Annotated in this window: 17 protein-coding genes; 8 read left to right on the plus strand and 9 right to left on the minus strand. The window is 53.4% G+C overall.

Annotation, left to right across the window (positions count from 1 at the left end; all coding sequences use genetic code 11):
* Positions 1–8: 8 nt before the first annotated feature.
* The 8 genes from RDL77_RS15410 to RDL77_RS15445 form a co-directional block, all read right to left on the minus strand.
* Positions 9–1,223, minus strand: a complete 1,215-nt coding sequence (locus RDL77_RS15410; protein ID WP_130519760.1) for a hypothetical protein — start codon at positions 1,221–1,223, stop codon at positions 9–11.
* A gap of 140 nt (positions 1,224–1,363) precedes the next feature.
* Entirely contained in the window at positions 1,364–1,897 is a 534-nt protein-coding gene (locus tag RDL77_RS15415; protein ID WP_130519762.1) for a hypothetical protein, read from the minus strand.
* A complete protein-coding gene (locus RDL77_RS15420) occupies positions 1,894–2,184 on the minus strand; it encodes a hypothetical protein (protein WP_130519764.1) in 291 nt (96 codons plus the stop codon). Before RDL77_RS15420 ends, RDL77_RS15415 begins: the two co-directional genes overlap by 4 nt.
* On the minus strand, positions 2,177–2,854 hold the full coding sequence (locus RDL77_RS15425) for a DUF882 domain-containing protein (protein ID WP_130519766.1): 678 nt from the start codon (positions 2,852–2,854) through the stop codon (positions 2,177–2,179). Before RDL77_RS15425 ends, RDL77_RS15420 begins: the two co-directional genes overlap by 8 nt.
* A gap of 3 nt (positions 2,855–2,857) precedes the next feature.
* Positions 2,858–4,072 carry a type IV pilus twitching motility protein PilT gene (locus RDL77_RS15430; protein ID WP_130519768.1) on the minus strand — a complete coding sequence of 405 codons (1,215 nt, stop codon included), beginning with the start codon at positions 4,070–4,072 and terminating at the stop codon, positions 2,858–2,860.
* Positions 4,069–5,223 (minus strand): type IV secretory system conjugative DNA transfer family protein, encoded by a 1,155-nt coding sequence (locus RDL77_RS15435; RefSeq protein ID WP_130519770.1) that lies wholly within the window; start codon positions 5,221–5,223, stop codon positions 4,069–4,071. The genes RDL77_RS15430 and RDL77_RS15435 overlap by 4 nt, the downstream gene beginning before the upstream one ends.
* Positions 5,211–5,450, minus strand: coding sequence for a hypothetical protein (locus RDL77_RS15440; RefSeq protein ID WP_130519772.1), 240 nt, complete (start codon positions 5,448–5,450; stop codon positions 5,211–5,213). Before RDL77_RS15440 ends, RDL77_RS15435 begins: the two co-directional genes overlap by 13 nt.
* A 7-nt stretch (positions 5,451–5,457) precedes the next feature.
* Positions 5,458–6,009, minus strand: a complete 552-nt coding sequence (locus RDL77_RS15445; RefSeq protein ID WP_130519774.1) for a hypothetical protein — start codon at positions 6,007–6,009, stop codon at positions 5,458–5,460.
* An 811-nt stretch (positions 6,010–6,820) separates the two neighbouring features.
* Here RDL77_RS15445 and RDL77_RS15450 point away from each other — a divergent pair.
* The 3 genes from RDL77_RS15450 (at position 6,821) to RDL77_RS15460 (ending at position 8,700) form a co-directional block, all read left to right on the plus strand.
* On the plus strand, positions 6,821–7,849 hold the full coding sequence (locus RDL77_RS15450) for a hypothetical protein (protein ID WP_288193623.1): 1,029 nt from the start codon (positions 6,821–6,823) through the stop codon (positions 7,847–7,849).
* Between the two features lie 70 nt (positions 7,850–7,919).
* Positions 7,920–8,258 (plus strand): hypothetical protein, encoded by a 339-nt coding sequence (locus RDL77_RS15455; RefSeq protein WP_130519778.1) that lies wholly within the window; start codon positions 7,920–7,922, stop codon positions 8,256–8,258.
* Positions 8,259–8,271: 13 nt separating this feature from the next.
* Complete coding sequence (locus tag RDL77_RS15460) at positions 8,272–8,700, plus strand: hypothetical protein (protein ID WP_130519780.1); 429 nt, start codon at positions 8,272–8,274, stop codon at positions 8,698–8,700.
* 106 nt (positions 8,701–8,806) lie between these two features.
* Here the strand turns inward: RDL77_RS15460 and RDL77_RS15465 are convergent, their stop codons facing one another.
* Entirely contained in the window at positions 8,807–9,241 is a 435-nt protein-coding gene (locus RDL77_RS15465) for a hypothetical protein (RefSeq protein WP_130519783.1), read from the minus strand.
* A gap of 326 nt (positions 9,242–9,567) precedes the next feature.
* Between RDL77_RS15465 and RDL77_RS15470 the strand changes: the two genes are divergently transcribed.
* From RDL77_RS15470 to RDL77_RS15490, 5 genes are all read left to right on the plus strand, one after another.
* Entirely contained in the window at positions 9,568–9,948 is a 381-nt protein-coding gene (locus RDL77_RS15470; protein ID WP_130519785.1) for a hypothetical protein, read from the plus strand.
* Positions 9,949–9,977: 29 nt separating this feature from the next.
* Positions 9,978–10,583, plus strand: coding sequence for a hypothetical protein (locus RDL77_RS15475; protein ID WP_130519787.1), 606 nt, complete (start codon positions 9,978–9,980; stop codon positions 10,581–10,583).
* 191 nt (positions 10,584–10,774) lie between these two features.
* Positions 10,775–11,359, plus strand: a complete 585-nt coding sequence (locus RDL77_RS15480; RefSeq protein ID WP_130519790.1) for a MucR family transcriptional regulator — start codon at positions 10,775–10,777, stop codon at positions 11,357–11,359.
* A gap of 415 nt (positions 11,360–11,774) precedes the next feature.
* On the plus strand, positions 11,775–12,452 hold the full coding sequence (locus RDL77_RS15485; protein WP_164056987.1) for an AAA family ATPase: 678 nt from the start codon (positions 11,775–11,777) through the stop codon (positions 12,450–12,452).
* A complete protein-coding gene (locus tag RDL77_RS15490) occupies positions 12,449–12,814 on the plus strand; it encodes a hypothetical protein (protein WP_130519794.1) in 366 nt (121 codons plus the stop codon). The genes RDL77_RS15485 and RDL77_RS15490 overlap by 4 nt, the downstream gene beginning before the upstream one ends.
* The last annotated feature ends 5 nt before the right edge of the window (positions 12,815–12,819 follow it).

Below are 12,819 nucleotides of genomic sequence, written 5' to 3' on the forward strand. Positions count from 1 at the left end.
CCCCGGCCCTAGAAGTCGCGACCCGGCGAGGCAAAACGCGCGGGCGGGCGACTTTGAAGCGAAGAGGAAGGCTTTTCTCCTCCAGCCGACAGCAACCTTTCATGCGCTCTAATCGCTTCCTTCGCAGGCGTCGGCGTGACCTCTGGCGCGGACTTTGGCAGTGCAGAATAGCTCGTAACTGCATACGCGGCCGGACGCTCTAAAGCCCCGCCGTCTGCACCGCGAATGGCTATTGCTATCGCCCCGGCGAAGGAACCCGAATGAAACAACTCTGGCCGCTTCAGCAGATTATCCATCGACTTCCGTACGATTGGCACCGTAAAGCCCGGTGTAAGGGCAACCGATGCCTCTCCGGACTTCACCACATCATAAATCCGTTGAACCGCTGCGCTGTCCTCGGGAGCGGCTTCGGACATCCGGTCGATGACGATCTGCGCCGAAACGCCAGTCGCCGCCGCAATTGCTGCCGCTGCCGCCGCTGAGTTGCTATCGAGCTGGCTACGTTTCAGCGTGTCACCAAAACCGTTCGACAATTGGAACTGCACGCCATTCCCGAGGTCAGCCTCAAAGCTTGCGCTCCGCATGTAGAACGCCTTGCTCTGCGCCTCGCCTTCTTCATTTTTCTCTGAAATCGTCACGATCACGGTTCGAGCCATAACGCCAGAACCAACCGGCGACCGAACGTCGAAAGCCTCTTTGACAGCGCGTTGAGCCTCATCCTTTGAGGAAGGTGACAGCAACACCGCCTTGTCTGGCTGGTAAACCTGTAGCCGCATCGAGCCATCGGAAAATTTCGAGAGTGACACCGTACCCGACATTGCTGCCTGAAACTCGGGATCGCTAACAAAGCCATATGCTGCTTGCGCGTAATACTGGCGATCACTGAAATCGAGCCGGGTATTGTTGAGCAAGATTACTCCGCCCGGCTTCACGCCTTGATCGTTTGTCCTATCGGCGAACTCGGATAGCTCTCTTCGATTGGCAAAGCGATCTTCCCATAGACGCACCCGCTCACGATCATCAACATCATTGCGGCCCTTCATCATGTTCGCCGCTCGCGCTGGTGACATGAGTTGGACGGTCAGCTCTTCGCCATTTTGAAGTTGAGTGCCCTTAACGGACGTTACACCGTCTTTTGAGGTGTATTCGCTCACACTGAGAGCGACGTTGCCGAGGGTGGCAGGCAATTTTGGACCAGCAAATTTCTTAGCACGTTCGGCCATGCTCTTCTCCAACCAACTAAATCACCGTCTGACAGACTCGCCAGCACTCACTGCGAAATAACAGACAGCAATCAAATTGATTGTCAAGCCGGACTCAAAAACACTGTCGAATCACCGACGAGGACGGACACGCCGAAACCCTACAGAGCAGCTAGTTTCCATGCATTGTCGAGGCCAATTGACAATGCATCTCTGTCGGAAAAAATCTCTCGTGTCGAATGGGCGACCACCTGACCGTAAGCTAAGGCAGTGGCCTTTCGCGCTTCTTCCGTCGCAAAGATCGTGGCTTTTGAAAAACGCACGTCGAACCAGCCACCTCGTTTTAAGTCCACGGAAAATAACGGTCTTTCGGTCGGCAGCATCCCGATTATTTTCCCGACATGTTCTGAGTGCCCCAAGACAATCGGCATTATGAAGCCGTCTTCCAGCCACAAGCCCGATGCAAAATCTGGAAATTCGGGTGCAGCCATCGCTTCACCAAGAAGCGCAGCGGCATCCGATCCGATCTTAGAGGCCGCGCGCTCGATGACGGCTTCATACAGCTCACGTTGCACATCGAACGGGTTGGGACATTTTGCTAATCGGGTAGCCACAACATCCGCAAACGCACCTTCGACAACGAATCGCGTTAGCTGCGAGACTGTGAACTCAGTACGTTGATCTGGTGCGCTCAAACCTTGTACCTACCTTGGAACAGTTTCATGATCACTTGCCGCTCGATCATGTCACGAGGCGTATAACCTTTACGGGACGCATAGGCCGCGAGCGCGATGTAGACGACCCAAAAAATGACGAATGGCCAAAGGAGGGGTAGCTTTGTGAACTGCCACACCATCCCCGTCGCGATCCCCGAGGGGATAAGCAGCATCACTGAACCATGAAGCCCTAAAACCCCATTGATCGGCTCGCCCGTCCAGCGCCACCCATCACCGGAAAAACTTACCCGCTCTTCATCAGCCATTCCGATCTCCTATGAACTGGTTGCATGAATAGGGCCAGCAGCGGATTTGCCCGACATCCAAATGTGTGAAGCGGGAATACACCCCTACACCGCCGCCTTTAAAAGTCATCGCCGCGATAGCCAGTGATCGAGGCGGATATCCCGGCACTTTCAGGTCAGCGGCAAGCCCACCCATATGAAGAGAGTTTCTAGCCGCAGTTTCTATGGCCGCATTATGCCGGGGCGTGCGATAACCGCTTGTGAGGATAAAAGGCAGCATCGAACCATGGATCATCGCCATCGTTGACTGAACCGACGACACGAAGTCGAACAGCGACGGCTCGATCCAGAGCGCCTTATCGTCATCCTTCACATCTCGCCAGAACCACGATAATTCCGCGACCGCGCGACGGTCCAGCTCGCCGTTGAACCGGTATCTAGCCGCGATGCTCTCACCCGTTGCCTCACGGTAGAGCTGTAGTGACCCAAAACCAGAAGTGCGAGGATCTGTTTCGGGCGCAGCCTTCTCGACTTCTTTTGTGAATGCCCGATCCTCGGCATCATCAGCCGACGGCGCGAACGGTATCCTGTCCTTCTTATCGACCGCACCCTCTTCGGCCGCAAAGGCTGTCGCCCCCACGGCCCACGCGCTCGAAAACGCCCCTACGAGGAATGAGCGACGATCCAGCATCTGTCAAAGTATCCGCTCTGAGCTGCTATAGCCGTAGCGCTTGAGCGCCAGTATTGCAGCCTCTTCCGAGATATTGCCGGATTTAAACTGTTCCGCGACAGTCGTCTTCATCGGCTTGCCTGATCCGCCGCGCGACATGAGGTCGTAGAGAAAGGCACGAGAGCCGAGAAAACCAACTTTCGTAAGTTCCTGCCGCGCGTCGTCATTGAGTACCACCCACTCCCGCAGGCAGACACGACCTCCTTTGGTATCTCTCACCAGTACCTGGCTGACGATCATATGAGTTGTCGCCACCGCCATCTCGAATGCTTGGCTCTGCATTTCACGCGGAAATTTGCCAACAATACGCTGGATCGCCAAAGCCGCAGTGTTTGAGTGAACCGTGGTATAGACCGCGTGCCCCGTGTTCGCCGCCTCTTGGGCTGCGGCCATTGTCTGATAGTCGCGCTGCTCGCCAACCACGATCAGTCGCGGCACGCGGCGCATCGCTTCTTCAATCCCCATTTCAAAACTGCTGAAATGCGTCGGGATTTCTGATTGCGCTATTACGCAGCGGTGAGACTGAATTGAATCAAACGTGAACTCAATAGGCTGCTCAAGCGTAACGATGTTGCCTTCAATGGGCGTTTCTTCTTCCATCACTCGCCGAAGAAGCCCTGCAAACGTTGTCGTCTTCCCCGATCCGGTCGGGCCAGACAAAATTACAGACCCCATCTCAGGCGTCGATTCCGCGATAATGTCTTCCTCAAGCTGGATGTCTCGAACGGTGGGCGGATGTTCGGGAATATAGCGCAGCACCATTTGCCCCCCGAGCGAGGCCCCGAAAGCGCAAGCGGTCACGTTCGCTCGAAAACGGTAGACTTTAGGCTCGCCATGCTCATCGCGATCCCCGAAATCACGAGCGTCGATCCGCTTATTGAATGACCGCGCCCCGGCAAGCCGCGTCTCGACATCACCACCCGAGCCGCTGATGTGTTTTGCAGCCCGCATGAAGTCCGTAGTGTCGTATGTCCACTCGGTCAGAGCGATCAGCGAGCCGAGCTTGTTCATCAAGATTGGGGAGCCAGTCTGGAAAATGACATCCTGACAGCCATTTCGCGCAGCGTAGCAGAGGATGCGCATAACATCCTCGCCAGTCTCAGTCATGCGAAAGCTTTGCGACAGATCGCGTTTACCCGACCATAGGCCAATCACCTGCGCATACTGCTGGTCCATCATTTGCCCTTCGCGATTGGCACCGGCACGTTGCGCATCGTCACATCAGCAGACCCCACAGGGAACGCATCCACACCGGCCTTGCCTCGGAATGTCGGCGAGACGACGATCTTGATCGTCTTACTTCCGCGAAGCGCTACGCGGCCGTCACGGCTGATCTGAAGAGCCTTGCTCTTTTGAGAAGCGATAGGCATCGAAATTGCGCCTCGGGATGCCAGATCATGGTAACGGGCCATTCCCTCGTAATCACGCCGCATGCGCCGTTCAGCTTCTTCAAAATAAGACCGAGCCTCGGCAATTCCAATTGACTGGCCTTCCTTGTACCCGCTTTGCCAAGCTGTGCTGTCCTCTTTAGAATGAGGACGCAGGTCGATGCCATTCTCAGGATCGGACTGCATGAACAGGTACGTGCGCCATGAAGGAGCCTGCGCTGTCACTCGCGCAGGAGTGACGATTTCAAACCTTCCAAGCGTTAACTCAAGAATCTGAGGACCATTCTTTTCAACGCGGCTGTTCGTGAGCACGACAACTGGCGGGACAATATGATCGTTGATCATAAGTGAGGGAAAAGGATAGGTGCGGTCCAACCAGCCCGCCATCTTATTGAGGGAGGCGTTAATCCGCTGAGCCTCCTGCGCATAACCGTCTCTGATACCGGCAGTGCGAGCAGTCTTCCTGACCATCTCTTTTCGGGCGGGACCCTGCCCCCCGAGACCGGAACCGGGCGGGACTTGTGGTCCACGTCTATCAGGCGTTTGACCACGCATATAAACTGAAGGATCGACAACCACATTCGACCCTGCTCCTGTAGGTGCTTGCAGCATCTGACCGGACGCAGGATCGCGGATGACGCTCTGGCCAGCCATCCCCGGCTGGTTCAGCATAACGCCCTGTTGCTGGCCCGGATATGCGCCGGGATAACCACCGGGATAAACGCCGGGATAAACGCCGGGATAACCAACTGCCGGATAACCGGGATAACCCATAGGATACATATTAGGATAAGCAACCGGGGGCTGATATCCGCCGGGATAGGCAGTCACCTGATTGGGATACACATTCTGTCGTACCGGCAGAGTGTCCTCTTGCGCATGCGCTAGGGAAACCCCTGTCATCAATATTGCCGCCGCAAAAGCGCCGTTCATGCGAACCATCTGATAGTGCCTCCTAGAAAATCAACCAAGGCAACATTCCCCGGTGGATCGCCCAAGCCTCGCTTGGCAGTTGCAATGCTCTTTTTCTCAAACCCGATTCGAGCAAACCGCGCTATCGCTGCCGCACGTTTCTCAACCGGTAGAGATAGAAGATGAGCGGATAGCTTCTCTTCCAATATCGTCAGGGGGAGCACGATCCCGGCTTCTCCTGATGTCTCATCATCCATTTGTAAATCACCCCTGCTCTCCCCAACGACGAGCGCTTTTGAGCAGCCCCCTTACTATACTAACTTCACATTGCTTCGCAATCTTGAAATCAATGTCCTTTATTCCCGATGAGGCTTCTTTCAGGACCGTTGCATTCCCGCCAGCCCCATAAATCGTTGATGCACCGTGGCGACCGATCTCAGCAATTAGAATTGGCCCAAACTCCCGCCACGCTTCGCGACGAGCTTGCGCAATATGCATAGTGATATCGCGCTTGCCTCGCTTGGCGTAGCAAACGCCGGTTTCGAATATCTCAGCGACCCCATTTACCGAGACGTTCAACCTCGTCTCAATGATCTCGCAGGTGCGCTTTTCAACGAACATGGCCGTCTCGATATCGACCTTACGAAACTCGACCTCATCGCCTTCAGCTCCATCAGAAACCAGTGCGATCCGCCACTCCTTTGAGCCAAAATCTACAACGGCAAAACGTCCCTTTTCCTCTTTGCCCCCACGAGGTGAAATCCCTGCAAATTGATCCAGCGAGAAATCAGCCAACACCGCTTCAGCCGAACCCATTACACCCAACTTTGAGACCAACAACGCGCTACCATTCGACAAGCGGCAGTTCGAAAGAGAAGAACGTAGATATGCCGCTTCATCGCTAGATGGGGCAACACCTGACCCGACCATTAGGACTGATGAGCCAGCTATCCCCAAGCGGTCATAAGCTGCGGCGATCATTACCGCCGATGAGTGAGTATCCGAGAGGGCCTTCGGCAACTCAGATTCAACGAAGCCTGTCCGATCTGAACGGTCCCCTACCCTGACAACCGCATCACCGTAAGTGACAACTTGGGGAGGCTTATCGCGAGGACCCGAGACGCGAGTCCCCAATCCTAGACGTGTTGGAAACTGAACCAGACGTGTCCCACCGGGAACCGTCGCCATAGCCTTGACCCAAACCGAACCAATATCGACGGCGCAATTTCGAGCGGTTACTGCCATGCTAATATTTATGAATTTGGAGCAGCCGCTGTGTTTACGTCAGCAGAGGCCGAGACCCGTGGAGCCATGGTGGTAGCGTTGTTCTCCAGCGTCCGCTTTACATAGGCGTCAGTTGGCTCATTTGATGTTGTCTGGCAACCGGCGAGAGTGGCGGCGACAACAATCACAGCAATTGACTTTCCAAGCATGTTCACAACCTTCTACAAATCAAATTCAATGTCCTTTTATGCCAGCTAGAGGATGAAATGAAAAGCACCAATTCGCTTGATGCCGAGGCCATCGGGAAGCCATCACCTGATAGCACGTGATATCACTTGATGGCAGGGATATGCTGCAATACATCTGATGATATCAGTGGTCCGTAAACGTAGGGGATGTTGTTTTGCCATCATTGAGAACGGAGAAGGCATATCGAAGGGCTGCGACCCGTTGGAATGCAGAACTGGCTCGTTGTGGTTTGGAGCCGACCCCCGAGAATTATGTGGTGGTCGCCACGGCAGATGATCCTTATCTAACTGATGCGAGTTGGCGCTTCATCAGAGCGGCGATAAAGTGGTGGATTACAAGCGAGATTGGTCATGAGGAAGCTGAGCGATTTACGCGCCTTTTTCGTGAGAAAAAGCCAGCCGTAAAGCCGAAGCTAAAGCTGCCAAAAGGCGTTGGGCCACAGTTAGAACAGGATTTGATCCATGTCCTTCGAAATGGAAATCGTGGACGCTTCCAGCTTCTTGCCGCAGATATGATTGAAGCCGGTATCGCAACAGGCTTGAGACCGGTTGAATGGAAGGATGCAAGCCTTGTTGATGATGTCTTGACAGTTCCGAACGCAAAGTATCGGCCGGGCGTTTCCGGTAATGGTGAGAAAAGAGAGCTATTCCTGCTAGATGACGTGATTACGTTCGAGCAGCGTTCGGCCATTGATAGGGTTATTACTGCCTTGAATGGCGTTGAGTGGGATGACATTGGAACGCATGTTCGCCGCGCCCTACGTGGAGCAAAGGCAGAACTAAGAAAGATGAAACTGATCACTCCCAAGGAGATGAAAACGCGAATTTACGACGCCAGACACCAGTTTGCAGCTAACGCGAAAAATACATTGGATTATCAAGGTGGTGAGGTTGCGGCAGCTATGGGACACCGTAGCGCAGTAACTGCACACACATCCTACGGAAACCGTAGGAAAGGGCGTGTTGGTCTCCCGGTTAAACCGTCCGCTGTAAGCGTTGAGAATGTCGATAAAAGGTCTCTTGCTAAGTTGGCCGGTTCAATTGCTAAAGCCGTTAATCAGTCCGTGAATATTGCTCAACCGAAAGCTTCTGATAATGGCGCTTCCAACCAGACTACGAATAATGAAATGAGCACGGCGAAAGTTCGCGCAACACCCTCACAGACATCGGGGTTCAAACCATAAATCAAGCCGTCTCGTATTGCATTATTTGCTGTCTTTGATAACTTCTAGGCTCTATTTTTGTGAGGCTTAGATGACGACAAAACGCGTTAGGTCGGAACGGGATGATAATCTCAGCTACGACGCGAAGAAGGCAAAAGAGATTTTTGCACGCAAGCTTGCTGACGATGCAGGTGGAAGGCGCAGCAATTCACAGATGAAGCGCGATGCTGATTTGATATTGACCCTCCTTCGTGATGGAGAGGTCAAAGGGGCCAGAATGTCTGTTTTCACAGCTACGTTCCAAGACCTCTTCAGCATCTCTCGTGAAAGTGCGGGTGCTCGATGCCGGGCTGCGATCAAATTTTTGAAGGATGAAGGCCGGGTTCATCCCAATGAAGACAAACATCCGGTATATTCTCTCAGCGAGTAGAATGAGGTGTGATGTGCGCGACCTGGCTGAAGTTTCGATGATTGATCATTTTCCGCGTGGCGGCATGGATCGCCGGGGCGCAGCCAACGCCAACGATGGCGCTGTTCATCGTGCGCCTAAGCGCGCCAGCTTCCCTGCCGACCGCCTTACGGTGCCCGCTAAGGGGGTTTTGATCCGTATTCCAGTTTCAATCGATATGTTCGATGACTGTGCTATTCGTGACAAGCATCTACCACAACCGGACCTTGAAGTTTCTATTGCTGTTGACGAGCAGGGCGCGTTCCTTACGGCGCGTCTGAATGGGGCGTCTTTCAGGCGAACAATGAGGCGTGTTCGCGATGATCAACGTGATCATAAGCCGCTTGGTAGACTGTTTATTGTCGGGAGAATTGTCACGCCGGGTGTCATCACCGATCCCGGTTTGCAATACGAGTACATTTGATCTGGTAAGGCTGTGATCCGATTTGGATCGCTCCCGTCACCTACGGCGCAATTTGGGAGCGCGGTTCCCGCTCGCGATCTGCTTCATGAGCGGTTCGGTAAGGTGATTATTTCTCAATTAGCGTCAAGGTTTCATAATCGATGAGCAGCCGAGTGTTTCCATCGGCGGCAATCTTGGCGTTGTCCATCATGAAGATCAGCATTTCGCCGACAGACAAGCGGTGATTTTTCTTGAAGTTTTTCATGCGGTCAGACTGGTCGCGTGGCAGACGCATGGAGGAATTATCTATCGTCGGCCTCACGTCATCGTCTGAATCGAAACGGGCGTAGTCAACGAGGACCCTGTTTGATCCATCTTCGTTGATGCCGGTGATGTTCATCAGGAACACGTAAAGGTCGCCTGTTGGAAGCCGGTGGAGTTTTTTAAAAGTCTCAACTCGTGCCGCCTCTTCTCGGGGAAGGCGCAACGTATGCATGTCAATGATGGGGCGTTCGGCTATCGCCTCGCCCGATCCAGCTTTCGATGCTCTTCGCGGAGCCATTATCTCCCCTTCCCCAACCTATGTCGCCGCATCTGGAGCGGACGCTTAATGTTACAATCAATACCGTGCAATGGAAAGTGATATCCTGCGAATGATTAAGATATGGGATGTCGAAATCTACGACGCATTTCATTAAATCAGATCATTGCGCGCTGTGCATCTATATAATGCTACCAACCGTTAGCACGCGCATGATAGCGATGTAAGGCGATATGAGGTGATAGCACGTGATATCATGCGGTGTACGCCGTGGTAATATGGCGGTCTTGATATCAGTTCACGATTCGATTACTCTGTCCTTGAGCGATAATAGGGAGCGTACACCCATGCCTGACGTTTCAGAAATGGCTTATAAGCCAACGAGCCTGCCCGTCGCTGCATGGGAAGCCTTGCCCTTCGCATTTTCAATGGATGTCGCAGAATCGCTGGCTCACCCTGCAATAAAAAGCCTCTTTAGGCTATGGGGTTCTTCAGACGGTGAAGTCGCTCGGGGCGGCTATACATTCACAGTAGATTCGGGTGATCTTTCTGTATCAACGGAATTCCTTAACGGAGACGGCGATTGGTGCTCTCTTTCCTTGTCCGGTGATGGTCTTGTGCTTGTAATTGGTAACAACGGCGAGCGGTTGAGGCTTACTGTCCCGGCAGATCAGTTGGATCGGGTCGAGTTATTCGAGGAATGGTTCCCGCACATCCAGCTTCAGTGAACCACAACAAGTAGCGAGCTGGTCTAACAATGAAAATCTTCCGACGCCGCAAGGTGGCTCAGACTACCGATGCTGATGATACGCCCCCGGTTGCAGATAAGAGGGGCTTTTTGCGTTGGCCCGGCAGGGTGATCCCCCGCCCTATTAAAGATTCTCACCGCAACGCGTTGAAGATGACGGTCTCGGCCTTCAGCGCTGATCGACCTGATTGTCCTGACTGCAAGCGTGAAGGCCGTAGCGGCGTTCTTGTGCCGATTTCGGGACGGCCCAACGCTAGACGATGCTCCGATCCAGATTGCGGACTGGAGATTACATTACGTGAGCTTGCGGACATCAATGGGCCTGTCGTCCATTATGCTCCCGAGGCTCGTAGAGCCTATTTTATTAGATCGGCGACCATTCTGTTTGTGATTGCTTGCGCGGTTTTGTCAGCCGCAGTGCTTTATAGCGGCTGGGTCGGATCGGGCCTAATGATGTTTGCGGCCTTTCTGCTTTCGATGCCGCTTTTCATGGGCTGCTTCGCTATGCGCTACCGCGCTTGGCAGGTCGCTGAGAACCGATTTTATGAGGAAAAAGCTCCACTTGGGGAGTTCATACAAGCAGAATTAGCAAATATATTTAAAAAACAATCCTAAATGGAACAATAATAAGGTGGGGGTAGAGAAATAATAAAATGCGAAAGGATAACGCTGTACACGAGGGCACCAGCCATTTTATTTAATTGTGACAATCTGACAAATCACTAAGCTTTGATTGTCACGGCATACCTACAGGAGTCTATCCCGACAATGAGAAATGAAGTTCTGCCGCGTGGGGAGGTGTACCAATGACGCGGAAGACGCAGAAGCGCGGTAGCCATCGTCCCACTGAGAGGCGATTGCGAACGCGTTTACGAGCAGTCATCGAGAAGCAGCGTGAGTACATCGGTGAGTTGTCGGAGCTTATGCGTCAGGAGCAGTCATTGATTGCCGAGCTGGACCATACCCCGCCTCGTGCAGATGAACTCCAAAATTTCGATACCGCCGCCCGGCGCAAAGCGCACGACACGCTCACTCAGTACATCGTCAAGCTCACTCAGCTCCGAGATTACACCAAAGATTTTCTCACCGTGATCGATGAACTGGATGACCTCGACAGCCGCCCTCGCCTTCTGCCCGTGAGAGATGTCGATACCGCGACTACCAGCGATCACATCACCAGCTTGCTTGATGGCTCCCAGTTTCAGATCCTGACGCGCAGTCTCGTCGGCTATGAGATTACGGCCGACGATTATCGCAGGCTGTTTGGCCTGCCAGATGAATATTTGCTTTGGACCAAGAAGGTCCAAGACACGCGGCGTGGCGTCGTCCTGAAACATCGGGTGTGGGATAAGAGGCGCGTTAGCAAAGGCCACGACGATGATGAAGGCTGAAAACGGCCACAGAGCTTCGTAGGGAGGCGTTTCGCCCCTCTGACGTTAGTTTCCCCATTGAACCTCGCATTTCGCTCTGTACGGGCAAATGCGGGGTTTGTTTTTTCCTGGCTGTTGGTAGTTTCGCAGCCTTGATAGATCGCTCCCGTCACCTACGGCGCAATGTGGGAGCGCGGTTCCCGCTCGCGATCAGGCTGCGTGCATTAGAACGCAAGTAAACGCAAATGCGTTCATGCACGTGCAAGCAAAAGAACGCGCAAGAACGCAACAGCAAGCGAAAGAACGAGACCGCACGCGAACGCTTGCAAAAGCTGTTTACAGAACGTTAAAGATTGATAATGTATATGAAAGATACCGAACGCATTTGAATGAGTTTGCGTGCGTGCTCACGCTACAATCCAAAAGGAGCGCTTATATGCCCGTTATTGCAGCATTTAATTCGAAAGGTGGATCAACCAAAAGCACGGCCCTGCTCGTGCTGGCGGATTCGTTGGCACGACAGAATGCCTCAGTGACGGTTATCGATACTGACCCTCAGCGATCGATCGCTAACTGGCGTGAGCAGGCGACGACATCGACCATTGAAGTCATTGAGCAGACATCGAGCACCGGCATTCACAAAGCTATCAAAGATGCCTCAGCCAAGAGCGCGTTTGTGTTCGTTGATATGGCGGGTTTCACGTCCGATATGAGAACCCCTGTCGTGAGCAGGGCCGATCTCATGATTATCCCGATGCAGCCTAGTCCAGAAGACGCACGAAAAGCCGCAGACTCCTTCGCATTGATTACGAGCGACGAAGAGACGCTAGGTCGGACGGTCGATAAGCGAATTCTCTGGTCGAGGACCGTACCGAATATGATTTCGCGCGTGGAGCGCAAAATCATGGCTGAAATTCAAGGGAACGATGTGCCTTCCTTCACAACCCACCTCCACGAGCGGTCTGCTTACAAGGCCATGATGCTGGAAGGCGTTCCACTCGCAGAGCTAAATCGCGACGAGTACAACGGTGTCGATAAGGCGATAACAAATGCCGACCTTCTCGCGGCCGAGCTGGTCGAATACATCATCAACAAGCAGGAGAAAGCCGCATGAGCAGCAAACCTCTCGGATTTGGGAACCGTCATATCGATCCAAACCCGGCCGATGTGAGAAACAAGCTTAGCCTTGCTGCCAGCATGAAGCCGACCCCTGTAAGCGACGATCTGCCGACCGCCAAGGAAGTCGAGCGAATTGTAGAAACGCAGGAAGGTACGATCCGACAGCAGCCGCTCAAGATCGCCAGCAAGCGCAAAAGCAAAGGGATCGTTCAGCCTCTGAACATGCGGGTGCGTCTGGCAACCCACAACCGGTTCGTGGAGCTTTCCAAGACATTGCGCATGCCCTACGACGAGACGCTTGAATGGGTTCTGGAAAGGGCAGGGGTGGATGAAGATGGGAATCCGCCAGCTCTCTAGTGGCG

The organism is uncultured Phyllobacterium sp., assembly GCF_902479695.1.
Taxonomy (GTDB): domain Bacteria; phylum Pseudomonadota; class Alphaproteobacteria; order Rhizobiales; family Rhizobiaceae; genus Phyllobacterium; species Phyllobacterium calauticae.